The sequence below is a fragment of the Sphingopyxis sp. genome, from assembly GCF_019459305.1.
Classification (GTDB): Bacteria; Pseudomonadota; Alphaproteobacteria; order Sphingomonadales; family Sphingomonadaceae; genus Sphingopyxis.
Window position 1 is genome coordinate 1 of record NZ_JAIBES010000138.1, and the last position, 26137, is coordinate 26137.

Sequence of the window (26137 nt, forward strand, 5' to 3'; positions counted from 1 at the left end):
TATTCGCTGATCGCCGCAGGATCGATGGGAACACTCTCCGAAGTGTGGGGCGAGCTTTCCCAGGCATCGGGTGCTGCGGAACGGCTGGGCGAACTGCTGCAGGAGGTTTCGCAGGTCGCCACCCCCGCGGTGGCCAGAGCGTGCGCCACGCCGCCCGCGGCGAGAGCCGCCCCGACGCGGGGGGCGTCGGCGCTCGGGCACAGACCTTGCAATGCCGAAAAACGGTGAGCGAGCGCCATGCCGGCGGCCACGGCCTCGCCGTGCAGCAGCTTGTCGGAATAGCCTGTCGCGGCCTCGAGCGCATGACCGAAGCTGTGGCCAAGGTTGAGCAATGCCCTGATGTCCTGCGTCTCGCGTTCGTCGGCGGCAACGATGCGGGCCTTCGCTGCGACGCTATGGGCGATCGCCTTGTGCCGGGCGGCGCTGTCGCCCGCGAGCAGCGCCGCACCATGCGCTTCGCACCAGGCGAAGAAAGCGGCATCGTCGATCAAGCCATATTTGATCACTTCGGCATATCCTGCGGCCAGATCGCGGCGCGGCAGAGTCTCGAGTGTCGTCGGATCGATCACGACCAGCGCGGGCTGGTGAAAAGCGCCGATCATATTCTTGCCCGCGGCGACGTTGATCGCGGTCTTGCCGCCGACACTGCTGTCGACCTGCGCCAGCAATGTGGTCGGCACCTGGATGAAGTGGCAGCCGCGCTTGACGATACTGCATGCGAAGCCGACAAGGTCGCCGATCACGCCGCCGCCAAGCGCGATGACATGGTCGCTGCGTTCAATCCCTTCGCCGATCAGCCATTCGGTCAGGCGAGCGAGCCCGGCCCAGCTTTTCGTCGCTTCGCCGGGGTCGAGGACGAAGGACGAAAAGGAGATATTCTCCATCGCCAGCGCGGTGCCGAGGGGGGCCAGATAATGATCGGCGACATGGGCATCGGTGACGATCATCGTCCGCGGGCGTTTCAATAATGGCGCGACATGTTCGCCGATGCTGCGGATCAGCCCGTCGCCGATCAGGATCGGATAACTGCGGGCGCCAAGGTCAACGGTCAGCTGTTCCATTGCGGATCTTCCCACTTTGACAGGGCCTCCAGTATCGCGCGCACGGTGTGATCGTGCGGGGTGCTCGCCGAACTGACGCGCAGATGCGCCTCGGCATAGATCGGGTTGCGGACCGCCGCCAGTTCGCGCAGCACCTCGGCAGGGTCGCGGTTCTTGAGCAGGGGGCGGTGGCTGCGACGCCCGACGCGCTCGACCAATGTCGCGATGTCGGCATCGAGCCAGATGCACAGACTGTCCCGCAGGATCAGCGCACGCGTATCGGGGTTGATGAAGGCGCCGCCGCCGGTCGCCAGCACCATCGGTTTGCCCGCGAGCATGCGCGCGATCACCCGCCGCTCGCCGTCGCGAAAATGCGCTTCGCCAAAGCGTTCGAAAATGTCGGCGATCGTCATCCCGGCGGCGCGCTCGATTTCGTCGTCGGCGTCGGCGAAACGCATGCCGAGCCGTCCCGCAAGGCGGCGGCCTACGGTGGATTTTCCTGACCCCATCAATCCGACAAGCACGATCGACCGGTCGCGGATCGATGTGGGATTGGCAGCAGCCGGGCTTTTCGGGTTTCGCGACATGGTGCGCGGGGCTATACCGCCCGGGACGCGCGGAACAACGGTTTTCGCCGATCAACGAAGGCCCGGCCAATCGGGCGCGAAGGATTGAGGTGGACGTGGCCGACAAGATTGGCGAAAGCGCAGCGCAATGACGAAAAAACTGCTGACGCTGACCGTCGCCCTGTCGGGTACTGCGCTGGCCGCCGCGCTGGTGCTGCCCGCGCTCGCGCAGGAATCGCTGCTGCCCGAAGGCTTTGGCAATCCTGCCGACACCCCGGCGCCGCGCCCCACGCCAACGCCGTCGCAAACCCCCGCGCCGACATCGGCACCGAAAAACGGCACGACCCCACCGCCTGTCACCTCCTCGGTGGGCGCCACCGACACTGCCGGAACGCCCGCCGACGCCGCTGACGAAAAAGGCGAAGACGGCGAAGACGGCGAAGAGGTCACCCCCGGCACGCTGAAATACGACCTACCGCCGGGCGCCCGCCGCCTGCTCACCCGCATCGGGCCGCTGACGCCCGAAACCGGCGGACTCGCTCCCGATGCCTTTGGCGTGCGTGGCCAATATGCCGCGGCGATCATGCGCCGCACCAACGGCCAGTTTGCGTCGCGCTGGGGCCAGATCCTGCTGCGCCGCGCGCTGGTATCGGCGATCGATACCCCCGATACGATTAACGGCGCTGATCTGGCCGCCGATCGTGCATCGCTGCTGTTGCGCATGGGCGAATCACTCGCGGCCCGCTGGATCGTTCAGGCTGTTGATTATGATCGCGCGAGCCCGCGCCTCGTGGCCACGGCGCAGCAGACTTATCTGGCCAACGCCGATCCGGCAGGCATGTGTCCCTATGTTCCCGCGGGTTTGGCCCATGGCGACGAGCAGGCATGGCGACTGGCTTCGGCGATCTGTTCGGGCTTGTCGGGCGAGGCGGGGCCAGCGGGCTGGGCGATCGGGCGCGTCCGGTCGAGCGGCAAGATTTCGAATTTCGACATATTGCTTACCGAACGTGTGCTCGGCGCAACCGGCAGCGGGCGCCGCTCGACGACGATCGAATGGGATAATGTCGACCGGCTGACCAGCTGGCGGTTCGGGATGGCGACCGCGACGGCGGTCCCCGTCCCCGAACCCCTTCGCACGTCGGCCCCGGCCAATATGAAGGGCTGGACGGTGCTCGCGCCGATGACCGAAATGGCGAATCGCGTCGCTGCGGCGCCCGAGGCGGCGGCGCGCGGCGTGCTGTCGAGCGAAGCCTATGTATCGTTGCTGAGCGCGGCGGCGGGCGAGGAAGAACCCGCGGAGGCACTTGCGGCGCAGACCGAACAGTTGCGGGCGGCCTTTGGCGCCGCCGATGGCGGTGAACGCTATACCGCGATGCAAAGGCTTTGGGGTGCTGGAACAACACCCGTGCAGAGCTACGCCGCGATCGTTTCGACCGCGCGCGCCGCCGCCGCGTTGCCAGTGAGCACCGATGTCGGGAGCGATCCCTGGCAGTTGCTGGGGTCGATGCTGGCCGGCGGTTACGACGCCAACGCCATCGCTTGGGTGCCGAAGGTGACGGTGGGCAGCCGCGCGTGGGGCCTGCTGGCGGTCGGGTCGCCGCGGCCGCTGAACGGCACGACGGCTGGCACCGTCGGGCAGTTTTCGGGCGATGACGATAGCGCCGGCTTTCTGCGCTCGAAATTCCTGCTCGCCGGACTGGCAGGCCTCGGGCGGATCGAAACGGGCGTTGTGGCGTCGGCGGCGAGCGATCTCGAAGTCGATCTGGGCAAGCAGACGCGCTGGTCGCGCGCGATCATGGCGGCCGCCGAGCGGCGCGAGCCCGGCATGGTGGCATTGCTCGCCGCCGCCGGGATGCAGGGCGAATGGTCGAAAGTGCCGCCCTATCATCTTTATTATATCGTCCGCGCGCTGCGCGAGGTGGGGCTGGCGTCCGAAGCGCGGATGATCGCCGCCGAAGCGCTGGTGCGTGTCTGAGTCTGAGCGTTTGATGGCGCAGTCAGACGATGTCTGACGGAGCAGCGATCGACCGTTTTCTGGAGATGATGGCCGCCGAGCGCGGCGCGGCGCGGAACACGCTCGCCGCCTATCGCCGCGATCTGGAGCAAGCGGCCGAATGGATCAAAGGCCCGCTCGCCGACGCGGACGTCGCGGCGCTGCGCCGATTGATGGCAGATTATCAGTCGCTTGCGGCTAGCAGCGCGGCGCGCAAACTGTCGGCGCTGCGGCAGTTCTTTGCCTTCCTGCTCGACGAAGGCGACCGTGCCGACAATCCCGCGCTCGATATTGCACGGCCGACGACGCGCCGCCCGCTGCCACGCATTTTGACCCATGAGCATGTCGAGCGGCTGTTCGCGCAGGCCGAAGAGGACGCCGCAGGCGAAGCGCCGCCAGCGCGCGCGGTGCGGATGCTGTTGCTGCTCGAACTTCTCTATGGTTCGGGGCTGCGCGCGAGCGAGTTGGTGGCACTGCCGCGGCGCGCAATCGCCGGCGAGCGCGAATATCTGATCGTGCGGGGAAAAGGCGACAAGGAGCGGCTGGTGCCGTTGTCGGATCGCGCGCGCGGCGCGCTCGACCGCTGGGTTCCGCTGCTGGCCGACGGTTCGCCCTGGCTGTTCCCGTCGGGCAAAAGCCATGTCTCGCGCGTTCGGTTGTTCCAGATGCTGCGCGATCTGGCGGGCCGCGCGGGGATTGATCCGACCGCGGTCAGCCCGCATGTGCTGCGCCACGCCTTTGCCACCCATTTGCTCGAGGGCGGGGCGGACCTTCGTGCATTGCAGCTGATGCTGGGCCATGCCGACATCGCGACGACCGAGATCTATACCCATGTCGACAGCCGGCGCCTCGTCGAACTGGTCAATCGCCGCCACCCGCTCGCGCACATCGACGCCGGACCGGAGTCGCCAGACGTTGACGTTGCGGCGCCATCGGCTTAGCGGTCCGACGATGACAGCCTTTCTGGACTTCGAAAAACAGGTCGCCGCGCTCGATCGGCAGATCGCCGAATTGCGCGAGATGGGGGACGACCCGACGCTCAATATCGACAATGACATCGCGCGGCTGGAGGATAAGTCCTCGAAATTGCTGCGCGATATCTACACCAAGCTGACGCCGTGGCAAAAGACGCAGGTCGCGCGCCACCCCGACCGCCCGCATTTCAAACATTATGTCGCCGAGATGTTCGACGACTGGATGCCGCTCGCCGGCGACCGCAACTTCGGCGACGATCAGGCGATTTTGGGCGGGCTGGCGCGCTTTCGCGGCCGCCGCGTGATGGTGATCGGCCATGAAAAGGGCGACGATATCCCGTCGCGGATGAAGCATAATTTCGGGATGGCCAAGCCCGAGGGCTATCGCAAGGCGATCCGCCTGATGCAGCTCGCGGACCGTTTTGGCCTGCCGGTGATCACGCTGGTTGATACCTCGGGCGCCTTTCCGGGCATCCAGGCCGAAGAACGCGGTCAAGCCGAAGCGATCGCGCGCTCGACCGAACAATGTCTGGCGCTCGGCGTGCCGATGGTTGCGGCGATCGTCGGCGAGGGCGGATCGGGCGGCGCAATCGCGCTCGCTGCCGCGAACCGCGTGCTGATGTTCGAACACGCCGTTTATTCGGTGATTTCACCCGAAGGTTGCGCGTCGATCCTGTGGCGGACGTCGGACAAGGCGGCCGATGCTGCGGCGGCGATGAAGATGTCGGCGCAGGATCTGCTCGGGCTGAAGATCATCGATCGCATCGTTCCCGAACCCGTCGGCGGGGCGCATCGCGATCCCGACATGGCGATTGCCGCGCTCGGCGATGCGATCGCACAGGAACTCGACAGCCTGTCGGGTATGCCGCGCGACGCAGTCCTTGCCGCGCGTGAGGAGAAATTCCTCGCGATGGGGCGCGCCTGACGCGCCGCAATAGCGGAACCCGATCGCGGGGATTAGCGTTCATCGTCAAGATATTGGCCGCGTCTCTGGCAAGCCGCGGTTGCGCCACGGCTTGCCTCGTGGCGAATAGGGGATATTCCTTGGGCAACGAACGGCATGTGGGAGGCGCAGCGATGAGCAAGATCAAAAAAAACAGCCTGGCGATCAAGCTGGCGGCGACGGCGGCGCTCGGCAGTCTCGCTTTCACTGGGGTTGCCGACGCTCAGCTCAAGGCGATCAAGACGGCGACCAACATTTCGCCTTCCGAGCGCAAGCAGGGCGATGAAGCGCATCCGCAGCTGATGGCCGAATTCGGCGGTGCGTATAACGGCCCGCAAGCGGCCTACGCCGTCCGCGTCGGACAGAATATCGCGCTGCAATCGGGGCTGTCGAATGCGCGCAGCGATTTTACCGTCACTTTGCTCAATTCGCCCGTGAACAACGCCTTCGCGATCCCCGGCGGCTATGTCTATGTCACCCGCCAGCTGATGGCGCTGATGAACGACGAGGCCGAACTCGCCGGGGTGCTGGGGCATGAGGTCGGCCATGTCGCGGCGCAGCACAGCAAAAGGCGCCAGTCGGCGGCGACGCGTAATCAGATTCTGGGTGTGCTGGGCGCGGTGCTCGGCGGCGCGATCGGCGACAGCGGCGGCGTGCTCGGCGGACTCGGCGGCCTGCTCCAGAATAATGCGATGCGGGTCGCACAGTTTGCAACGCTGGGCTTTTCGCGCAGCCAGGAATTGCAGGCCGACCAGCTCGGCGTTCAATATCTGCGCAGCGCGGGGTACGACCCGCTCGCGCTTTCGACGATGCTCGCGAGCCTCGCCAACCAGACCAATCTCGACGCGCGGCTGTCTGGCGGTGACGCGCGGTCGCTGCCGGCATGGGCGAGCACACACCCCGATCCGGCCTCACGCGTCCGCAACGCTCAAACGCTGGCGAGCCGCGTTGGCGGCACCGGCGGGGTGCGGAATGTCGACGCCTTCCTCGCCGCCATCGACAATGTCCTTTACGGTGACGATCCGGCGCAGGGCGTCGTCGAAGGCAACCAGTTTCTGCACCCCGATCTGCGTCTGCGTTTTGAAGTGCCGCGCGGATACGGCATGCAAAATGGTGCCACCGCGGTGTCGGTCAGCGGCAATGGCGGGCAGGCGCAGTTCACCACCGGACCCTACAGCGGCGACATGAATGCCTATATCGCCGCCGCGTTCAAATCGGTCGCGGGCAATTCGGCAATCAGCCCCAGTGCGGTCCAGCGGACGACGGTGAATGGGCTTCCTGCCTTTTATTCGACGGCGCGCGTCGCCAGCCAGTCGGGGCAGGTCGATGTGACGGTTTTCGCGTATGAGTTTTCGCGGAGCAGTGCGTTTCACTTTATTACGTTGACGAAGGCGGGCGGCACGGGCGTGTTCAACCCGATGTTCAACAGCGTCCGGCGGCTGAATGCGGCCGAAGCGGCGGCGATCAGGCCGCGGCGGATCGATGTGGTGACGGTGGGGCGCGGCGATACGATGGCCAGCCTGGCGCGGCGCATGGCCTACAGCAATTATCAGGCCGAGCGGTTTCAGGTGCTTAACCGGCTGACCGCATCGAGCCGGTTGACGCCGGGGCAGAGGGTGAAAGTCGTGGTTTATGCCAATCGTTGAGGCGATTAGGACAAAAAATAAGGGGCGGCCCTGCAGGGCCGCCCCTCTTTTTTATTTCCCCGGCAAGCCGGGAAATTTCGGTCGATTACGCGTCGGTCAGACCGTTATCGACCTTCTCGAAAGTGCTGGTGACGCTGTTGCCAACCGCGCCCATGGCGGTGATGCCAGCGACGGCGATCAGAGCCGCGATGAGGCCATATTCAATGGCGGTAGCGGCCTTGGTATCGCGGACGAACTTTTTGATGAACTTCATGACTGGTCTCCTGATTTCACTTACCCTGTTGACGGTCTGGTCTGGGTCAACACGGGTTGGTTTAAGGCGAATAGGTTTTGAAAATCTTAATGACGGACCCTGAACAAAAAACCTACCGAGTCCCATAAACGGACACTCTATTACATTGCGTTGGTGGCGGCCGACGAAACACCGGTCCACATATTCGACGTTGATCTGCCGACGTTGGTTATTGTGCTCATCGCAGCAAGAAAGATGAGGGCCAGTATCAGCCCATATTCGACGGCTGTGGCGGCCCTGGTCGACCGCATCAGCCTGTAAAGATTGCGCATTGTTCCACCCCTGACTGAAATATAGTTCCCGAGGATGCCCATGTTCGCACAGGAAGGTTAACAATTTGTCCGTCGCCAACCCCGGAAAACCGCCAAAAAGTGACCTGGTCGTAGTCGCCGCCGCGCTTGTCGATCGCGACGGTCGCCTGCTTGTCCAACAGCGACCCGACGGATTGCCAATGGCCGGCCTATGGGAGTTTCCGGGCGGCAAGATCGAGCCGGGCGAGACGCCAGAACAGGCGCTGATCCGCGAACTCGCCGAAGAATTGGGCATTGATGTCGAACAAGCCTGCCTGGCGCCAGCCTGCTTCGCCAGCGATATACTGGGGGATCGGCACCTGCTCTTGTTGCTATTTGTTTGTCGCAAATGGCGCGGTACGCCCGTCGCACGACATGCGAGCGCGCTTCGCTGGGTGCGCCCGGTCGACCTTTATGGGCTGGCCATGCCGCCAGCGGATAAGCCGCTGATCGGTCTGCTCGAAGCGTTGATTTAGGCTTTCGGCTTCAGCGCCGCGGCGAGCGAGGCTTTGCCGCTGCCGCGCCGGGCCGGCTGTGGCTGGTCCGGATGGGGCGCCCAGCCGCTGAAATGGACGAGGCGAAAGCTTTCGGCGACGCGGCCGTCGGCGTCGGCCTGTGCGGCAAAGGCAGCAGTGATGCTGGCAATTTCCGTACGGGTCAGCGGTGGCGGCGCCGGGTCGAGCCGACTCGCCATGCCGCCTGCCCTGAGATCGCGGACCAATGCCAACCAGTCGCCATAGCGAACGGCCAACGCCTCGACATCGACGACGGGCAGGGTAAAGCCGACGCGCTGGAGCAGATTGCCGATCGCCGAAAGGTCGATCTGCGGGTGCATTCGGGCGATGGGGCGTACGCCGTCGGCCATGACCGCGCGGCGCAATCGCGGCAGGCTGCCGTCCCCCACAAAAGCGCCGAGGAGAAGTCCGTCCGGAGCGAGCAAGGCACGCAGTCGGACAAGCGCACCGGGAACATCATTGAGGCTGTCGAGCCCGCCCGGCCAGACGACAAGGTCGAAGCTGGCGAAAGGCAGGTCGATGCTGTCCGCTTCGCAAACCATTGCGCCGGTAAGGGCTGCCAGACGCGGTCCGGCTTCGACAATCGTCAGCTCATGGGCGATGCCGCGCAAATGCGCCGTCAGCGCCGGATCATGCGCGCCGATCAACAGGATACGCGAAAACGCGCGCGTCACCATCGCTAGCCGGTCAACGATCGCCTCGGCGATGACCGGCGCCAGAAAATTGGCCGAAGCTGGTACGTTCGCCATCCGGTCGCGCTGGGCAAGATGGCGCGCGGACGAAAAGAGCGGGCGGGGCAAATGCGACATGCGCCGCTTGTGCCGCCGCAGAGGATGCGGCACAAGTCGTCGATGGCGGCAATAACCGGTGATGCCGAAGAAAATGCGGCGGCGACGGCGCGATGGTCGTACCACTTGCGCGCCTTAGTGCGGACCATCGCCGGCGATGCGCTACCCCCACGCTGCCCCGGATGCGGCGTCATTGTCGGCGAGGACCGGCAGTTTTGCCTGTCCTGCTGGACATCGCTCGATTTTCTCGATGGCCCGGCCTGCTCGCATTGCTCGGTCCCATTGCCCAGGGCGCTGCCCGTGGGGCCAATCGCTTGCGGCGCCTGGCTGGCGGCAGCACCACCCTTTGAGGGCGCGCCTGCCGCCCTCGCCTGTAGCCCTGTCGCGCACTGTGGTGTTGCGGCCGAAATATGGCGGCGAACCGGTCACGCGCGGTTGATGGCGCAATTGATGACACGCCCGTTGATGGCGTTCGGCGATCCGCAGGAGATGCTGCTGGTGCCGATCCCGTTGCATCGCTGGCGCCTCTGGTCGCGCGGTTTCAATCGGGCAGCGCTGATTGCCCATGCGCCGACGCGGGTAACCGGCACGCCGCACGATCACCACCTGTTGCGGCGCGTCAAATCGACCGCATCGCTCCGCGACAAGAATCGCCGCGAACGGGAAAAAGAGGTTTCCGGCGCCTTTGCGCTGGCGCGCGATTCCGGGGTGCGCGCGTCGGGTCGTCATGTGTTGCTGATCGACGACGTTCACGCCAGCGGCGCGACTTTGCGCGCGGCGGCCCGGGCGTTGCAGCGCAGCGGAGCGAACGGGTGTCGGCTCTCACATGGGCGCGCGCGGTTCCCGACGCGCTGATGACAAGCAACATATTTGACTTTGCATCGTTGGATTCCGATATGTCCGACCACATCATGACAGGATAGCCGCATGGCGAAGATCGAAGTATTTACAAAATTCCTCTGCCCCTATTGCTCGCGCGCGAAAGCGCTGCTCGATCGCAAAGGCGCCGAATATCAGGAAATCGACGTGACGATGGATCGCGCCGGGTTTGATGCGATGGTCGAGCGTGCGGGGGGAGCACGCACGGTTCCGCAAATCTTTATCGACGGCAAACATATCGGCGGCAGCGACGACATGGCGGCGCTCGACGCGCGCGGCGGGCTCGACCCGCTGTTGGGGATTGCCTGACCTTGATCGTTTTCGATCTTTGCTGCGCTGCCGGAGATCACCGTTTCGAAGCGTGGTTCGCGAGCAGCGACGCCTTTGCCGACCAGCAGGCGCGCGGGCTGATCGGCTGTCCGGTGTGTGGCGACAGCGATGTGAAGAAAGCTGTGATGGCTCCACGGGTGGGGGCCAAGTCGAACCAGTTGACAGTCAAAGCGCCGACCAATCCGAACAATGCCGCGACAGCGGGCGAAATTTCGCCCGAACTGGTACGCAAAGTCATAGCCGAAATTGCAGCGAAACAGGCCGAGATGCTACCCCGATCGCGCTGGGTCGGGCGCGATTTTGCGGACGCGGCGCGCGCGATGCACGAAGGCCGCACAGCAGAGGATCTGATCCACGGCCAGGCCTCGCCGCAGGAGGCGCAGGCGCTGCGCGACGACGGCATTGCGGCGATGCCGCTGCTCGTGCCGATCGTCCCGCCCGACGCGGTAAATTGACCCGGCCCAATTGACGCTGCGCGTGCGGCGCCGCTACACGAGCCGCGGCGCACCCGTAGCTCAGCAGGATAGAGCATCAGATTCCTAATCTGGGGGCCACAGGTTCGAATCCTGTCGGGTGCACCACCTCCAGTCCTCGACGATCGCCACCTTCGCGACCGTTCCCGCGCCCCTGGTACTCCGCGCGCGAACGGCCGCTCTTGGGGGCTAAGCGCGTCAGGGTTGCTGGCCGGGGAACAGCAGCAACCAGTCGGCCTCGGCCTGGACCCGGGCAAAATAGCTCCAGCTGTCGACGTTGATCGACCGCTGGAGCCAAGGTTTCGCCTTTTCGGCCTCGCCCATCAGGATGTAATAATTGGCGAGGCTGTAGGCGGTCGATGCGGCGACGCCGTCGGCGGTGGCGAAAGCGCGGCCGGTGTCTTCGGCGCTGAAGAAGGATTTGGGCGACCGATGGCCCTTGAACAGCTGGAGTCCGTCGAAATAGGTGTCCGGGCTGCCGTCGGGTTGCACCTCGAACAGGGTCAGGTCGTAATCGTCGAGCACCTTCTGCGCCGCGCGCAGATTGCCGCCGCGCGCGAGCGACAGATATTCCCAATAGCTGTTCGCGGTGCGCGCTTCGACATCATGGTTGAACGCGGCCGATTCGCTCGATTTGGCGAACCATTTGGCGGCGTTATCGAAATCATGCTTGGCGAAATAGGCCTGGCCGAGGTGATAATAGAGATAATATTGCACGACGTCGGGGGTGCCGGGGAAATAGTCGGGGCCTGGCTTTTCGCGTTCGAGCGGCTGACCTTCGTAAATCTTCGCGGCCTTCAGACCGACCTCGACCGACTTGTCGAACTGGCGCAGCGAGAAATGGCGGTGCGCGAGGTGGCGCATCAGCTTGCCCGAATTGGGAAAGCGTTTGAGCGCGGTTTCATAGACCGCGGCCGATTCTCTGACATAGCCCTGATAGAACAGGATGCGCCCGTACCAGGTCGCAGTGTCGACGTTCATGTTGCTTTCGAACGCCGCCTTGGCGTCTTTCGCGGCGCGTTCGAGCGTGGCGACCGCGGCGACGCCGACGTTGCGGTCGGGGTTGGTCACCATCGGCTGGCCGAGCAGCGAGGTGCCCTGGAAGCTGCCTTCCTGCGCGGCTGCGAGCGACGGGGTCGCGAGCATCAGCAGACTTGCCGACGCCAATAGTTTCAGGGTGCGGGGGATCATATTCACTCTCCTTGGATCTTGTTTCTTGTGCGTAGTTTCACGGATCGATGTCGAGGTCGAACTTCACGCCCTGCGCCAGCGGCAGCGACGCCGAGTAATTCACCGTCGCGGTGGCGCGGCGCATGTAATTTTTCCAGCTATCGGACCCCGACACACGCCCGCCGCCGGTGACTTTTTCGCCGCCGAAGGCGCCGCCGATTTCGGCGCCGCTGGTGCCGATGTTGACGTTGACGATGCCGCAGTCGCTGCCCTGCGCCGACTGGAAGCGCTCGGCCTCGCGGACGTCGTTGGTGAAGATGCTCGACGACAGGCCTTGCGACACGCCGTTCTGCAGCGCGATCGCTTCGTCGAGGGTGTCATAGCCCATCACATAGAGGATCGGCGCGAAGGTTTCTTCGCACACGATCGCGCTTTGCTGCGGCATTTCGACGATTGCCGGGCGGACATAATAGCCGTCGGCGGCGCCCGCGAGGTCGAGGCGCTCGCCGCCATGGACGATGCCGCCCTCGCGCCGTGCCTGTTCGAGCGCGCCCTGCATGCCGTCAAAGGCGATCTGGTCGATCAGCGGCCCGACATGCGTGGCATCGTCGAGCGGCGATCCGATACGCAGGGTGGCGAAAGTTGCGATCAGGCGCTGGACAAAGGCGTCGCGGATGCTGTGGTGAACGATCAGGCGGCGCAGCGTGGTGCAACGCTGGCCGCAGGTGCCCGTCGCTGCGAACACCGCGCCGCGCAGCGCGAGGTCAGGGTCGGCGCTGGGCGCGATGATCGCGGCGTTGTTGCCGCCGAGTTCGAGGACCGATCGGCCGAACCGCCCGGCGACGCGCACCGCGACATCCTGTCCCATCCGCACGCTGCCCGTCGCGCTGACGATCGCGACGCCGGGGTGATCTGCGATCGCGGTGCCGCAGCGCGCGTCGCCAATCGCGACTTGCACCAGATGATTGGGCGCCAGATCATAATCGTCCGCGGCTTTCGCCAGCAGCCCGGCAAAGGCGAGCGCGGTGAGCGGAGTTTTCTCCGACGGCTTCCAGATCGCGCTGTCGCCGCAGACCAGTGCCACCGTCGTCCCCCACGCCCACACCGCGGCGGGGAAATTGAACGCCGAGATCAGGCCGAGCACCCCCATCGGGTGCCAATATTCGGTCAGACGATGCTCGGGGCGTTCGGACGCGATGGTCAGTCCGAACAGCTGGCGCGACAGGCCGACGGCATATTCACAGATGTCGATGACTTCCTGCACCTCGCCGCGCGCTTCGGTCAGGATCTTGCCATTCTCGATCGACAGCAGCAGCGACAGCGCCTCCTTATGCTCGCGCACCTGTGCGCCATAGCGGCGGACCAGTTCGCCGCGATGCGGGGCCGGAACGAGCTTCCAGGCGGCAAAGGCGGTGCGCGCGTTCGCAACCATGGCATCGACGTCGCCGGGGGTATCCATGCGCAGCGCGGCGAGCGGCGACCCGTCGATCGGTGAAAAGACCGTCAGGTCGGATCCGAGGCGATCGTCGAAAGACAGGCCGAGCTGATCAAAGGTCGATGCCGCTTGCGCCGCGAGCGGGGAGACGGGGAGCGCGGTTGACGGGATTTTCGCAATATTTTCGGGAGCGTTCATATGTCTCTTCTGCCAGTTCTTCGGTTGTTTGTTGCGTTTATTGTGGGTCAGTCGGCAGGCCGGGCGATGATCCGACCGTCCTTGATGACGACGGCGACTTTCTCCAGCACGGTGACGTCGCGATACGGATCGCCCGCGACTGCGATCATGTCGGCATATTTGCCGGGCGCGATCGTACCGAGATGGTCCGACTGGCCGAGCAACGCCGCGGCATCGACAGTGGCCGAACGCAGCGCCGCCATCGGGGTCATCGGCCCCTGTTCGACCATCTTGCGAAACTGCCGCGCATTTTCGCCATGCGGCGACACCCCGGCGTCGGTGCCAAAGGCGATATTCACCTTATGGCGCACCGCAAGGCGGATATTGTCGCCCGATACCTTGCGCGCTTCGGCAATTTTTGCCTGCACCGCGGGGGTAAGGCGCGCGGTGTCGGCACTGTCGTGCGATTCCAGCAGGCCGAGCGTCGGCACCAGCCAGGTGCCGCGCGCCGCCATCGTCTTTGCGGTGTCGGCGTCGAGGTACGTGCCATGCTCGATTGAATCGACCCCGGCGCGGACCGATGCGGTGACGCCCTGTCCGCCGTGCGCGTGCGCCGCCACCTTCAGCCCCAGGCTGTGCGCGGTGGTGACGATTGCGTTCAGTTCTTCGTCGCTCAGATGCTGGCCCAGCCCGCGCGCCTGCTGCGACATGATGCCGCCGGTCGTGGTGATCTTGATCAGGTCGGCGCCAAATTTCGCGGCCTCGCGCACGCGCAGCGCGCATTCGACGGCGCCGGTGCATGCGCCGGTATAGTCATAGGGAAACAGCGCCTCGGTCGTTTTGCGGTTGAGCCCCGACATGTCGCCATGGCCGCCGACGATCGAGAGCGAGGTGCCAGACAGGAAGATGCGCGGGCCGGGGACCGTCCCGTCGGTGATCGCATCGCGCAACGCGTGGATGGCGTAGCCGTCCGACCCGACATCGCGAACCGTCGTGAAACCCGCTTCCAACGTCTTTTTCGCATTGGAAAAGGATGCCAGCGCGACGTCTTCGGGCGTGTCGATCGCCGCCGACCAGTTGCGCGTCGCGGGTGAAAAGCTGAAGTGGACGTGGGTGTCGATCAGGCCGGGCAGCAATGTCCGGTCTTTAAGGTCGATCACCGGCGCATCGCCAACATCGACGTAGCCCGGCAGAAGCTGAACAATTTTGTCCTTGCGAACGACGATCGTCGTCGGGCCGAGCGCGCGCTCACCGGGAACCGCGATCACGGCGCCGGCATGAATAACAAGATCTTGCTCGGCAACTGCTGGCTGCACTGCGGCGGCAGCAGACGTCAGCAGGGCGAACACCGATGCCGACAATGCGCCAAGGCGGCGGGTCGGCCGGTCGCGTGCGGGCGGGTTGGCGATGTCGACCACGTAAAGGACTCCCCGGCGATCGGGCCAGTGCGATCAGCGGCAGCCCTTGAGCACCACATAGGAATATTTTGCTAGCTAGGCAATAAAATTTATGATAGGAAAAAATTCAAGAATAAAACGAGGTCCGGAAATTTGCGGTTTTCAGGGTCAATAATGGGTTACCAAGGAGGGAAATAATGTCGAAGTTCGTTTCACGTCTGCTGTTGTCGTCGGCGCTCGCATTCGCGATCACGCCGGTTGCCCAGGCGCAGACGCCACCGCCCGAAGCTGACGGTGCCGACACCGATGAGGGCGGCAGCGATATCGTCGTCATCGGGACGCGCCGCAAGGATCGCTCGATCACCGACAGCTCGGTCGCCATCGACGTCATCTCGCCGGAGCAGATCAGCACGACCGGCTATGCCGACGTGAACGATGCGCTGCGCACCTTGGTGCCTGCGTTCAACGCGCAGCGCCTGCAGGGAAATGACGGATCCTCGTTCGTGCGCCCGGTCACGCTGCGCGGTTCGCCGGCCGATCATGTCTTATTGCTAATGAACGGAAAGCGCCGCCACCGCGCCTCGATCGTCCAGATCGGCACCGGCCACGCGTCGACCTCGGGCTCGCAGGGCCAGGATTTTAATGTCATCCCGCCGATCGCGCTGTCGAGCGTCGAAGTGCTGCGCGACGGCGCGTCGGCGCAATATGGTTCGGACGCCATCGCCGGTGTCATCAATCTGGAGCTGAAAAAGGCGCGCAGCGGCGGGTCGATCATCGGGCAGGTCGGTGAATATTACGGCACGGGTGGGCGTACCTATGACATTCAGGGGCATATTGCGGTTCCGGTTGGCGACAATGCTTATTTCAACCTGGCGGCGCAGTACACTGACCAGGCAAAGGCCTATGCGCGCAAAGCCAGCCATGCGGGCGCGGCGGCGCTGCGGGCGGCAGGCGTGCCGGGGGTTCCCGAGCATCCCGAAGGCAATCTTGATCCGCGCTACATGGCGTTCAAATCGGTTTGGAACGCCGGCATTGAAATCAGCGACGAGCTGGAAGCCTATACGTTCGGCAACTATATGACCGGCAAAAGCTCGGTGACTTTCGGTCTGCGCCAGCCTTTCGCCGCGGGCGGGCTGAACGGTCATAGCACCTATGCCAATTCGGCTTTCGACCTCAGTCCGGCGCACCCGCAGCAGTTCAACCTGGCCAGCATCTATCCGGGTGGCTTCACGCCGGAATTTGGCGGCCATCTCGAAGACTTCAGCGCCCTTGTCGGGCTGCGCGATCAGAATGGTCCGCTGACCTGGGATCTGTCGGCGCGCTATGGCACCAACACCGTCGATTATACCATCAGCGGTACGATCAACGCGTCGATGGGGGTGAATTCGCCGACGTCGTTCAAGCCTGGTTCTTTGACCCAGCGCGAAATCCAGTTCGACGGGGAAATCGCCTATGAGCTTAACGACGACATCCTGATCTTTGCGGGTGCCAGCCACCGCAAGGAAACCTATGTCATTGGCGAGGGTGATGTCGCAAGTTACCTGACCGGTCCGTTGCAGGATTTGCCCGCCGGATCGAACGGCTTCCAGGGCTTCTCGCCTGAATTTGCAGGCAGTTTCGACTCCAATAGCTATGCGGTGTTCGCCGAAGTCGATGCCGATATTACGCCGTGGTGGAACCTGTCCGTCGCCGGTCGCTACGAAGATTATGACCAGTTCGGGACGAACTTCAGCTACAAGGCGGCGACGCGCTTTGAACTGAGCGATGCTTTTGCGCTTCGCGGGTCGGTCAGCACCGGTTTCCGCGCTCCGGCGGCGGGACAGGTGTTCGGTACCAGTCTGACCTCGCAACTCGACGGCATGGGCGGTTTCATTCTCGATGCCGTGCTTGTCCCGGGGTCGCCCGCGGCGCAGGTGTTCGGTTCGGAGACGCTGGAACCGGAAACCTCGTTCAACATGTCGGCGGGTGTCGTTTTTACCGGTCTGGACGGCTTCCTGACGACGCTGGATTTCTATCAGATCGACGTCGATGATCGCCTGTTGTTGACGCCGTCGCGCAACACCACTGCAGCCGAGCGCGCCGCGCTGGCGGCGATCGGCTTCCCCAATGGGGCCGATATCGAACAGGTACGCTACTTCCAGAACGAGATGAACACCCGCGTGCGCGGCTTTGATCTGGTCAGCACCTATCGCCATGGCTGGTCAGACAATGCGTCGACCGACTTCAGTCTGGCGGTGAATTATAACGAGCAGCACCTGCGTGGTACGCCGCCGACGGGGTTTGGTCCGTCGATCGTCACCGAGTTCGAGCGCGGTACGCCGCGCTGGCGCGGTAACTTTTCTGCCACAACCAAGGTCGGGGATTTCGGATTCATGGCCCGCGCGATCCATTACGGGGCGTGGCGCCGCCGCGACGGCGCCGCCTTCCTGCCGCGCAAGGCGGTGACGCTGTTCGATGCCGAGGTGACCTATTCGGGAATTCAGGACGTCGACCTCAGCATCGGCGCGCGCAACATCTTCAATATCTTTCCGCCCGATCGTGGGCCGGGTATCGCGCGCGTCGGTCTGATCTATGACAACCACAGCGTGTTCGGGGTCGCCGGTGGTTTCTATTATCTGAACGCCAAATATAGGTTCTGATCCGCGCACTCCGCGAGACAGCTTGTTTCCGGTGGGCATATACGGCGCTGACATGGGCGAATTGTCAGCGCCGTAGCCTATCGGAAATTTGTGCATTATAGGATTGTAACGCGGACGGGGCTGCCTGGTTTGACTTGCCATCCCGAATCCGTCGATCTTGCACTGTTTGGCCAAGGTAAGGACCGCCGATATATGCCCCCCAGAACAGCAGATGAGCCGGAAATTCTGGGCGCCGTTCGTCAATCGAAGCGGCCCCGAACCGAAGGTTTCCATCTGGGGCGGCGTCTGCACCAGCTGCGCCGCGAGCGCGGGATGACGCTCGAAGACGCGGGGCGGCTGACCTCGCTCGCTGCATCGACGCTGTCGAAGATCGAAAATGACCAGATGTCGCCGACCTTTGATGTTGTGCAGAAACTGGCGCTGGGTTTCGACATCGACATTACCGAGCTGTTTGCCAGCAACACCGGACAGGACGCTGCCGGACGTCGCAGCATCACGCTGGCCGGAGCGGGACGCCCGATGGAAACGCCGGTCTATAATCACCGGCTGATTGCCGTCGAGCTGAAGCACAAGAAGATCCTGCCGTTCGTGACGACGATCAAGGCGCGCAGCCTGGAGGATTTCAAAACCTGGTCGCAGCACAGCGGCGAGGAATTCCTTTATGTGCTCGAAGGCGAGATCTGTTTTCAAACCGAGCATTATGAGCCCGCGATTCTGGGGGTTGGCGACAGCGTCTATATCGACAGCAGCATGCAGCACGCCGCCTATTCGACGAGCGAGCAGGACGCGGTCGTGCTGTGGGTCAACACCGGCTGATCGCACCGGATCTGCGCGGCGGAATCGCGCTTTTAGCATCGCTTGCAATAATTTTCTTATCGGCTATAAATTTCCAATAGAAAATATTGGGAGTCGATGCGATGGATAGACGGCAATTTGTGCTTTCGGGGGCGGCACTGTCAGCCGCCGTGGCAATGGCACCCGCTTTGGCGGCGAAGCAGACCACGCGCCCGCTGACCTTTGACGCGATGGGCGAAGTGCGGTTCGAATATGATGCGGCGCTGGTCGGCCAGATGCGTGATAGCGGGCTCGACGCGATCACGGTGACATTGTGCGATCCCAAGACCTACGAAGCCCATGCCTATGAGGACGCGATCCAGGCGGTGCTCGACCATGACGTACATATCGCCGCCAATCCGGCGCTGTTCCTGAAAGCGACGCGCACCAGCGACATCGACGTCGCGCGCCAGAATGGCCAGATCGCCATCTATTATCTGTTCCAGAACACGACCCAGTTCGGGCGCGACCTCGACAATATCGACCTGTTCCACAAGCTGGGCGTCCGTTCGTCGCAGATCACCTATAACGACCAGAATTGGGCGGGCGCCGGGTGCAAGGAATTGGGCGCCAATGGCTTGACCCATTTCGGCCGCGAGGTCGTGGCACGAATGAACAAGGTTGGGATGCTGATCGACCTGTCGCATGCGAATATGCAGACGATGTCCGACACGATCAACGCGTCGGCCGATCCGGTGATCATCTCACACACCGCCTGCATGGCGATGCACAAGAATGTCCGCAATACCACCGATGACAATCTACGGCTGCTGGCGCAGAAGGGCGGGGTGGTCGGCATTTGCCAGATGCGGCCGTTCCTGACGACGAAGCGCCAGGGCGCGCTTGCGGACTATTTCCGTCATATCGACCATGCGGTGAAGGTGGCTGGCGCCGACCATGTCGCGATCGGCAGCGACCGCGACCATCGCGTCGTTGAAATGACCGATGCTTATATCGCCGAACTGAAGCGCGAAGAAGGTGCCAATTTCAACGCCGACGACTGGCCGCTGTTCATCGACGAACTCAACGGCCCGCGCCGGATGGAAGTGGTGTGGGACGGGGTGCGCAAGCTCGGTTATGCATCAAGTGACGTCGAAAAGATCATGGGGACCAACGTGCGCCGCATCTATCAGGATGTGGTCGGATGACCGCGCGATTGATGGGCGGCGCAGGGATTGCGCTGGCGCTCCTGCTCGCTGCGGCTCCGCCATCGGTGGCGGCGCAGCCTGCCGCTACGAGCGCGGGCCAATGCACGACAAGCCTGATCGGCACCCCGCTCACGCTGCCGAAATTTTCGGAGGCGACGCAAAAGCGGCTCGATCAGGATATCGAGATCGCCCGCGCCGCGCTGCGCATCGCGCCCGACCGCGAGGATTCGCACATCTGGCTGGGACGGCGCCTCGACTATGCCGGGCGGATCTGCGATGCGGTCGACGCGTTCACCGACGGGCTGAAGGCCTTTCCGAACAGCTATAAGCTCTACCGCTTTCGCGCCCGCGACCTGACCCGCGCGCGTCAGTTCGACGCAGCGCTCGCCGATTACAGCAAGGCGCTCGAGTTGATGGGCGACACCCCCGACAGCTTCGAACCCGACGGGCTGCCCAATCCGATCGGGCTCACGATCAGCACCTATCGCGGGAACATCGTCTATTATCATGCGCAGACCAGCTTCGCGACCGGCGACTATCAGACCGTTGTCGACGGGATGGCCAAGTCGCTGGCGCTGGCGGCCGAATTTGCGCGCGACGATATGCGCGTGCCGACCGCCTATTGGACCTATATCGCCTATCGCAAGATGGGCGAACACGCCAAGGCGCGCGCCGCGATCGACGCGATCGAGCCGGGGCTGAAACTGATCGAGAACGATATCTACTATCAGGCGGTCCAGATCATGCAGGGGCGGCTGAAGCCTGCCGATGTCGGCGCGACCAAGGACAGCACGATCAAGTTCGCGATCGCAATGGAGCGCCGCTTTGCGGGCGACGAAGCGGGCGCGAAGGCACTGCTGGCCGAGATCATTGCCGAAAATGCGCAGGGTCATTGGCCGGCGGAAGCCGAGCTGGCGGCGCCGGACCGCGCGCCGCGGCGATAGAAGACCCTGCCACGCCAATCAGCTAGACCCCGTCGGTCGGATGCCGCATCACGTTAGCGGGAGATCCGACGTGACCTGCCGCCCTCGACCTGCCGCTGCGCGACGAGCAGCAAATGCTGCGCGACAGCGTGCAGCGTTACCTCGCCGACAATGCGCGACCGGACTGCGCGGTCTGGTCGAATCGCTCGCGCGAGCACCTGAAGACCGCGCCGACCAGCCCGCGCGGCAGATGCACCGGCGCGATGATCGCCTCACCGAAATTCGGGGTATTCCTGGTCTGCTCGCAATCGACCGCGCCGATCAGCGCAGGCATCGCAGCCCAGCTTTGCGACGTGGGGCCGGTCAGACATCTCTCCGACATGATCGGCCGGGAACGGATCCGGCGCGATCATGCTGGCACAGTCGGGTGTTGCGCGACAAGCGTTAAGCCGCAGCAATCGGGCTTACCGCAGGCTGGGGAGGTCCAGCCCCCTCTCACGCGCACAGTCGATGGCGATGTCGTATCCCGCGTCGGCGTGGCGCATGACGCCGGTGCCGGGATCGTTCCACAGCACGCGCTCCAGCCGCTTGGCCGCTTCGGGGGTGCCGTCGGCGACGATCACCATGCCGCTGTGCTGCGAATAGCCCATGCCGACGCCGCCGCCGTGGTGGAGCGATACCCAGGTTGCGCCGCTGGCGGTGTTGAGCAAGGCGTTGACCAGCGGCCAGTCCGAAACTGCATCCGACCCATCGCGCATGGCTTCGGTTTCGCGATTGGGCGAGGCGACCGAGCCCGAGTCGAGATGATCGCGGCCGATGACGATCGGGGCTTTCAGCTCGCCCGACGCGACCATCTCGTTGAACGCGAGGCCAAGCCGGTGGCGGTCGCCGAGTCCAACCCAGCAGATGCGCGCGGGAAGCCCCTGAAACTGGATCTTCTCGCGCGCCATGTCGAGCCAGTTGTGAAGGTGCTTATTGTCGGGGAGCAGCTCCTTCACCTTGGCGTCGGTCTTGTAGATATCTTCGGGATCGCCCGACAGCGCCACCCAGCGGAAGGGGCCGACGCCGCGGCAGAACAATGGCCGGACATAGGCGGGGACGAAACCCGGGAAGTCGAAGGCGTTCTCGACGCCTTCGTCCTTCGCCACCTGACGGATGTTATTGCCATAATCGGTCGTCGGCACGCCTGCGGCCTGCATATCGAGCATCGCCTGGACATGCACCGCCATCGACGCCTTTGCGGCTTTGGCGACCGCGGCGGGATCGCTCTCGCGCTTCGCAAACCACGCGTCGAGGGTCCAGCCCGCGGGGAGGTAGCCGTTGACCGGGTCGTGCGCCGAGGTCTGGTCGGTGAGCAGGTCGGGGCGGATGCCGCGGCGGACCATTTCGGGCAGGATGTCGGCGGCGTTGCCGAGCAGGCCGACCGAAACAGGTTTGCCCTCGGTGTGGCTGGCTTCGATCATCGCCAGCGCCTCGTCGATGCTCGCCGCCTGCTTGTCGAGATAGCCGGTGCGCAGGCGCATCTCGATGCGGCTCGGCTGGCATTCGATTGCGAGGCACGACGCGCCCGCCATCACCGCCGCGAGCGGCTGCGCGCCGCCCATGCCGCCGAGCCCCGCCGTGAGCAACCAGCGACCCGAAAGGTCGCCGCCATAATGCTGGCGCCCCATCTCGACGAAGGTTTCGTACGTGCCCTGAACGATGCCCTGGCTGCCGATATAGATCCAGCTGCCGGCGGTCATCTGACCGTACATCATCAAGCCTTTGCGATCGAGCTCGTGGAAATGCTCCCAATTCGCCCATTCGGGGACGAGGTTGGAATTGGCGAGCAGCACGCGCGGCGCGTCGCTATGGGTGCGGAATACGCCCACCGGCTTGCCCGACTGGATGAGCAAAGTCTCGTCACCCTCGAGCCGCTTCAGCGTCTCGACGATCCGGTCATAGCTCTCCCAGTCGCGCGCGGCGCGGCCGATGCCGCCATAGACGACCAGCTCGTGCGGCGCCTCGGCAACGTCGGGATGGAGGTTGTTCATCAGCATCCGCATCGGCGCTTCGGTGAGCCAGCTCTTTGCCGTGATGTCGGGGCCGGTCGCCGGTCGGATCACGCGGCTATTGTCGAGGCGTGTCATGGTCGTCCTTTCGCAAAATCGAGGGTCGCGGCGATCACCTGCTCCAGCACGGGCCGGATCGCGGGATTGGGATCGAGAGGGGAGGGCCAGTTGGTGTGGGTGATCGTATCGGGTTCGGCCATGTAACCGCGCTGCGCGAGTTCCATCTGGACCGCGTGGATGCCATCGTCGGGGCGGCCGTAGTGGCGCGTCGTCCAGCCGCCCTTGAAGCGGCCGTTGACGACATGACTGCGACCGCTCGCCGCACAGATGTTGGCGACGATTGTTTCAAGCTCGGGAGCTGAGGTGGCGCCACCGTTGGTGCCGATGTTGAATTGGGGCAGCTCGCCGTCGAACAGGCGCGGAACACGGCTCCGGATCGAGTGCGCGTCGTAAAGGACGACCTTGCCATGGGTCGCCCGCAAGCGTTCGAGTTCCTCGGTCAGCGCGTCGTGATAGGGCCGGTGATACAAGTGGAGCCGCTGAATGATCTCGGCCTCGTCGGGCAGATCGAAACGGTAAAGCGGCGCGCCGTCGAAGGTGGTCGTCGGGCACAGCTCGGTCGTCGCCTGCCCCGGATAGAGCGACGCGCCCGAGGGGTCGCGATTCATGTCGATGACGCTGCGCGAAATCTCGGTCGCGACGAGCGTTGCACCAAGATCGGCCGCGAAGGCGTATAGCTCGGCGATCCACCAGTCGGTGTCGATCTGCGCATGCCAGCGCGAGACGAACTGCTCGTCGAGTCCGGCGAGATCGGTGCCGCCATGCGGAAAGGCGATGACGAGCGGCGCGTCGCCGCGACGGACGCGCAGCCAATCCATTAGCTCAGGCCCGGCAGGTCGGCGGGAACCGCAGCAACCAGGCTGCCCGAACGGATCAGCGCGGTCGCGGCCGCCATGTCGGGGTGGAAATGGCGGTCGTCTTCGAGCGTCGGCACCGCGGCGCGCAGATGCTGGTGCGCCGCCTCCAGCGCATCGCTCGATGTCAGCGGCGCGTGGAAGTCGATGCCCTGGCACGCGGCGAGATATTCGATTCCGATCACCGCGCTGACATTGTCGGCCATCTCGAGCAGGCGGCGAGCGCCGTGCGCGGCCATCGACACATGATCCTCCTGATTGGCGCTGGTCGGGATCGAATCGACGCTGGCGGGATAGGCGCGCTGCTTGTTTTCGCTGACTAGCGCAGCGGCGGTGACCTGCGGGATCATGAAGCCCGAGTTGAGGCCGGGGCGCGGGGTGAGGAAGGCGGGGAGGCCCGACAAGGCGGGATCAACGAGCATCGCGATGCGGCGCTCGGCAATCGAACCAATCTCGCACAGCGCGAGACCGATCATGTCGGCGGCAAAGGCGACGGGTTCGGCGTGGAAATTGCCCCCCGACAAAGCCTCATCGGTGTCGGCAAAGATCAGCGGATTGTCCGAGACGCCATTCGCCTCGACGCCGAGTGTCGTCGCGGCCTGACGCAGCAGATCGAGCACCGCGCCCATCACCTGCGGCTGACAGCGCAGGCAATAGGGATCCTGCACGCGCGGATCGTCCACCGCGTGCGAAGCGCGGATAGCCGACCCCGCCATCAGGCCGCGCAACGCGTCACCGACCGCGCGCTGACCAGCATGACCGCGCAGCGCGTGGATACGGGGGTCGAACGGCGCGTCGGAACCCTTGGCGGCTTCGGTCGACAGCGCGCCGGTGATCAGCGCCGACTGGAACACGGTTTCAGCGCGGAACAGACCCGCGAGCGCATTGGCCGCTGAAAATTGCGTGCCGTTGAGCAGCGCGAGGCCTTCCTTCGGCCCGAGTTCGACCGGCGCGAGGCCCGCCTGCGCGAGCGCTTCGGCGGCGGGTAGGGTCTGACCGCCGACCTCGATGGCGCCGACCCCGATCATTGCCGCCGCCATGTGCGACAGCGGCGCGAGGTCTCCGCTCGCGCCGACCGAACCCTGCGACGGAACGACAGGGGTGAGTCCCGTTGCCAGCATCGTCTCGAGCATCGCCACCGTTTCGCGCCGCACCCCCGATGCGCCGACGCCGAAGCTCGCGAGCTTGAGCGCCATCATCAGACGGACAACGGGGACGGGCGAGGGCGCGCCGGTCCCCGCGGCGTGGCTGAGCACGATGTTGCGCTGGAGCGTCGCCAGATCGTCGTTCGCAATCCGCACGCTCGCCAGCTTTCCGAACCCGGTGTTGATGCCATAGACCGGGTCGCCCCTGGCCACGATGCGCGCCACGGCAGCGGCGCTGGCATCGATGGCGTTCCACGCGTCGGCGTTCAGCGTCGCGCTCGCACCTTCATAGATGGCGCGCCAGTCGGCGAGCGTCATCGCGCCGGGGTTGATGATCATTGTCCGTCCTTGATACGTTGGTGCAGCGGGTTGAAGCCGATGCGGTAAACCAGCTCGGCGGGTTCGGTGACGTCCCAGATCGCGAGGTCGCATGCCTTGCCTGCTTCGAGCGTGCCGATCTCGGCGCCGAGCCCGAGCGCGGCAGCGGCGTTCACCGTCACCCCGCGCAGCGCTTCGATCACCGTCAGCCCGAACAAGGTCGCACCCATGTTGAGCATGAGCAGCAGCGAGGTCGTCGGCGAGGTGCCGGGGTTGTTGTCGGTCGCCAGCGCGATCCGCACCCCGTGGCGGCGCATCGCCGCGATCGGCGGCAGCTTGGTCTCGCGCATGAAATAAAAAGCGCCGGGCAGCAGCACCGCGACCGTCCCCGCCGCCGCCATCGCGGCGACATCGCCGTCGGTCGCATATTCCAGATGGTCCGCCGACAGCGCGCCGTGGCGCGCCGCGAGCGCGCTGCCGCTCAGCGACGACAATTGTTCGGCGTGCAGCTTGACCGCCAGCCCGTGCGCCTGCGCCGCTTCGATCACCTGCGTGCATTGCGCGGGCGAAAAACCGATGCCCTCGCAAAAGGCGTCGACCGCGGTGGCAAACGGCGCCGCCGCTGGGATCATTTCATTGCAGACGAGGTCGATATAGCCGTCGCTGTTGTCGCAATACTCGGGGGGCAGCGCATGCGCGCCAAGGAACGTCGGCGCGACGCGGATCCGGCGTCGTTCGCCCAACGCGCGGGCGGCACGCAGCATCTTCAGCTCGTTTTCGGTGTCGAGGCCGTAGCCCGACTTGATCTCGATCGTTGTCACCCCCTCGGCGATCAGCGCGTCAAGGCGGGGGAGGGCCGTGTCAACCAGTTCGGCCTCGCTCGCGGCGCGGGTCGCGCGCATCGTTGACACGATGCCGCCACCTGCGCGGGCAATATCCTCATAGCTCGCGCCTTCGAGCCGCATCGCCCATTCATTGGCGCGGTTGCCGCCGTGAACCAGATGGGTGTGGCAATCGATCAGCCCGGGGGTGATCAACCGGCCGCCGCAATCGGTGGTTTTCGCGGCCTTCATCGGCGCACCATCAGCCGGACCGGCATAGACGATCCGCCCGTCCGCTGCCGTGACGACGCCATCGTCGATCAGTCCCAGCCCGTCATCGGTCAGCGTCGCGAGTCGCGCGTTGGTCCAGCTATGCTCCATCTGGACAACATCTCGCGATTGCGTCATTATGTCTAGACATAATATGAGGGCTCAA

25 protein-coding genes, 1 tRNA gene and 1 pseudogene are annotated in these 26137 nt (G+C 64.6%); 14 read left to right on the top strand and 13 right to left on the bottom strand.

The annotated features are described in order from the left end of the window. Positions 1–1061, bottom strand: a 1061-nt coding sequence (gene aroB, locus K0M74_RS16655; RefSeq protein WP_293974991.1) for a 3-dehydroquinate synthase, incomplete at its 3' end; no start/stop codon positions are given. Then, positions 1049–1627 carry a shikimate kinase gene (locus K0M74_RS16660; RefSeq protein WP_293974994.1) on the bottom strand — a complete coding sequence of 193 codons (579 nt, stop codon included), beginning with the start codon at positions 1625–1627 and terminating at the stop codon, positions 1049–1051. The genes aroB and K0M74_RS16660, both read right to left, overlap by 13 nt. A 127-nt stretch (positions 1628–1754) precedes the next feature. Here K0M74_RS16660 and K0M74_RS16665 point away from each other — a divergent pair, with 127 nt between their 5' ends. From K0M74_RS16665 to K0M74_RS16680, 4 genes are all read left to right on the top strand, one after another. Continuing rightward, positions 1755–3581 carry a hypothetical protein gene (locus tag K0M74_RS16665; RefSeq protein ID WP_293974997.1) on the top strand — a complete coding sequence of 609 codons (1827 nt, stop codon included), beginning with the start codon at positions 1755–1757 and terminating at the stop codon, positions 3579–3581. Positions 3582–3610: 29 nt separating this feature from the next. Continuing rightward, a complete protein-coding gene (locus K0M74_RS16670) occupies positions 3611–4540 on the top strand; it encodes a tyrosine recombinase (protein ID WP_293975000.1) in 930 nt (309 codons plus the stop codon). A 10-nt stretch (positions 4541–4550) separates the two neighbouring features. After that, positions 4551–5498, top strand: a complete 948-nt coding sequence (locus tag K0M74_RS16675) for an acetyl-CoA carboxylase carboxyltransferase subunit alpha (protein WP_293975003.1) — start codon at positions 4551–4553, stop codon at positions 5496–5498. Positions 5499–5650: 152 nt separating this feature from the next. Beyond that, on the top strand, positions 5651–7162 hold the full coding sequence (locus K0M74_RS16680) for a M48 family metalloprotease (protein WP_293975006.1): 1512 nt from the start codon (positions 5651–5653) through the stop codon (positions 7160–7162). Positions 7163–7247: 85 nt separating this feature from the next. On the opposite strand, the gene K0M74_RS16685 is transcribed toward K0M74_RS16680, so the two are convergent. Together K0M74_RS16685 and K0M74_RS16690 are read right to left on the bottom strand one after the other, a co-directional pair. Beyond that, positions 7248–7415: a Flp family type IVb pilin gene (locus tag K0M74_RS16685; RefSeq protein WP_293975009.1), complete on the bottom strand. Its 168-nt coding sequence runs from the start codon at positions 7413–7415 to the stop codon at positions 7248–7250. A gap of 140 nt (positions 7416–7555) precedes the next feature. Further along, positions 7556–7768 (bottom strand): Flp family type IVb pilin, encoded by a 213-nt coding sequence (locus K0M74_RS16690; protein ID WP_366932694.1) that lies wholly within the window; start codon positions 7766–7768, stop codon positions 7556–7558. Between the two features lie 23 nt (positions 7769–7791). On the opposite strand from K0M74_RS16690, the gene K0M74_RS16695 reads away from it, so the two are divergent. Beyond that, a complete protein-coding gene (locus K0M74_RS16695) occupies positions 7792–8220 on the top strand; it encodes a (deoxy)nucleoside triphosphate pyrophosphohydrolase (RefSeq protein ID WP_293975015.1) in 429 nt (142 codons plus the stop codon). On the opposite strand, the gene K0M74_RS16700 is transcribed toward K0M74_RS16695, so the two are convergent. Next, positions 8217–9008 (bottom strand): methyltransferase domain-containing protein, encoded by a 792-nt coding sequence (locus K0M74_RS16700; RefSeq protein WP_293975019.1) that lies wholly within the window; start codon positions 9006–9008, stop codon positions 8217–8219. The genes K0M74_RS16695 and K0M74_RS16700 overlap by 4 nt on opposite strands. 102 nt (positions 9009–9110) lie before the next feature. On the opposite strand from K0M74_RS16700, the pseudogene K0M74_RS16705 reads away from it, so the two are divergent. The 5 genes and pseudogenes from K0M74_RS16705 to K0M74_RS16725 form a co-directional block, all read left to right on the top strand. Then, positions 9111–9281, top strand: a pseudogene (locus tag K0M74_RS16705) (ComF family protein); the annotation flags it as partial. A 216-nt stretch (positions 9282–9497) separates the two neighbouring features. Further along, positions 9498–9902, top strand: coding sequence for a ComF family protein (locus K0M74_RS16710; RefSeq protein ID WP_293975114.1), 405 nt, complete (start codon positions 9498–9500; stop codon positions 9900–9902). 72 nt (positions 9903–9974) lie between these two features. Next, complete coding sequence (grxC, locus tag K0M74_RS16715; RefSeq protein ID WP_293975022.1) at positions 9975–10235, top strand: glutaredoxin 3; 261 nt, start codon at positions 9975–9977, stop codon at positions 10233–10235. Positions 10236–10237: 2 nt separating this feature from the next. Next, complete coding sequence (locus tag K0M74_RS16720) at positions 10238–10711, top strand: DUF1178 family protein (protein WP_293975025.1); 474 nt, start codon at positions 10238–10240, stop codon at positions 10709–10711. A 49-nt stretch (positions 10712–10760) separates the two neighbouring features. After that, positions 10761–10837, top strand: a tRNA-Arg gene (locus K0M74_RS16725). Positions 10838–10927: 90 nt separating this feature from the next. On the opposite strand, the gene K0M74_RS16730 is transcribed toward K0M74_RS16725, so the two are convergent. Genes K0M74_RS16730 through K0M74_RS16740 form a run of 3 tightly spaced genes read right to left on the bottom strand, consistent with a single transcriptional unit; the run spans position 10928 to position 14929 of the window. Continuing rightward, positions 10928–11920: a hypothetical protein gene (locus K0M74_RS16730; protein WP_293975027.1), complete on the bottom strand. Its 993-nt coding sequence runs from the start codon at positions 11918–11920 to the stop codon at positions 10928–10930. A 37-nt stretch (positions 11921–11957) separates the two neighbouring features. After that, positions 11958–13532 carry an aldehyde dehydrogenase family protein gene (locus tag K0M74_RS16735; protein ID WP_293975030.1) on the bottom strand — a complete coding sequence of 525 codons (1575 nt, stop codon included), beginning with the start codon at positions 13530–13532 and terminating at the stop codon, positions 11958–11960. 47 nt (positions 13533–13579) lie between these two features. After that, on the bottom strand, positions 13580–14929 hold the full coding sequence (locus tag K0M74_RS16740; RefSeq protein ID WP_293975033.1) for an amidohydrolase family protein: 1350 nt from the start codon (positions 14927–14929) through the stop codon (positions 13580–13582). A 176-nt stretch (positions 14930–15105) separates the two neighbouring features. On the opposite strand from K0M74_RS16740, the gene K0M74_RS16745 reads away from it, so the two are divergent. The 4 genes from K0M74_RS16745 to K0M74_RS16760 all read left to right on the top strand — a co-directional run bounded on the left by K0M74_RS16745 (position 15106) and on the right by K0M74_RS16760 (position 20473). Further along, positions 15106–17547: a TonB-dependent receptor gene (locus K0M74_RS16745; protein WP_293975037.1), complete on the top strand. Its 2442-nt coding sequence runs from the start codon at positions 15106–15108 to the stop codon at positions 17545–17547. 192 nt (positions 17548–17739) lie between these two features. Next, a complete protein-coding gene (locus K0M74_RS16750) occupies positions 17740–18363 on the top strand; it encodes an XRE family transcriptional regulator (protein ID WP_088442311.1) in 624 nt (207 codons plus the stop codon). Between the two features lie 101 nt (positions 18364–18464). Beyond that, positions 18465–19529 carry a membrane dipeptidase gene (locus K0M74_RS16755; RefSeq protein ID WP_293975040.1) on the top strand — a complete coding sequence of 355 codons (1065 nt, stop codon included), beginning with the start codon at positions 18465–18467 and terminating at the stop codon, positions 19527–19529. Next, positions 19526–20473: a hypothetical protein gene (locus tag K0M74_RS16760; RefSeq protein ID WP_293975043.1), complete on the top strand. Its 948-nt coding sequence runs from the start codon at positions 19526–19528 to the stop codon at positions 20471–20473. The genes K0M74_RS16755 and K0M74_RS16760 overlap by 4 nt, the downstream gene beginning before the upstream one ends. Positions 20474–20609: 136 nt before the next feature. On the opposite strand, the gene K0M74_RS16765 is transcribed toward K0M74_RS16760, so the two are convergent. The 5 genes from K0M74_RS16765 to hutI all read right to left on the bottom strand — a co-directional run bounded on the left by K0M74_RS16765 (position 20610) and on the right by hutI (position 26109). After that, positions 20610–20786 carry a hypothetical protein gene (locus K0M74_RS16765; protein ID WP_293975046.1) on the bottom strand — a complete coding sequence of 59 codons (177 nt, stop codon included), beginning with the start codon at positions 20784–20786 and terminating at the stop codon, positions 20610–20612. A gap of 130 nt (positions 20787–20916) precedes the next feature. Further along, complete coding sequence (gene hutU / locus K0M74_RS16770; RefSeq protein ID WP_293975049.1) at positions 20917–22581, bottom strand: urocanate hydratase; 1665 nt, start codon at positions 22579–22581, stop codon at positions 20917–20919. Next, complete coding sequence (gene hutG, locus K0M74_RS16775; protein WP_293975052.1) at positions 22578–23381, bottom strand: N-formylglutamate deformylase; 804 nt, start codon at positions 23379–23381, stop codon at positions 22578–22580. Before hutG ends, hutU begins: the two co-directional genes overlap by 4 nt. Further along, positions 23381–24901: a histidine ammonia-lyase gene (gene hutH / locus K0M74_RS16780; RefSeq protein ID WP_293975054.1), complete on the bottom strand. Its 1521-nt coding sequence runs from the start codon at positions 24899–24901 to the stop codon at positions 23381–23383. Before hutH ends, hutG begins: the two co-directional genes overlap by 1 nt. Next, a complete protein-coding gene (gene hutI, locus K0M74_RS16785) occupies positions 24898–26109 on the bottom strand; it encodes an imidazolonepropionase (RefSeq protein ID WP_293975055.1) in 1212 nt (403 codons plus the stop codon). Before hutI ends, hutH begins: the two co-directional genes overlap by 4 nt. Positions 26110–26137 lie beyond the last annotated feature (28 nt).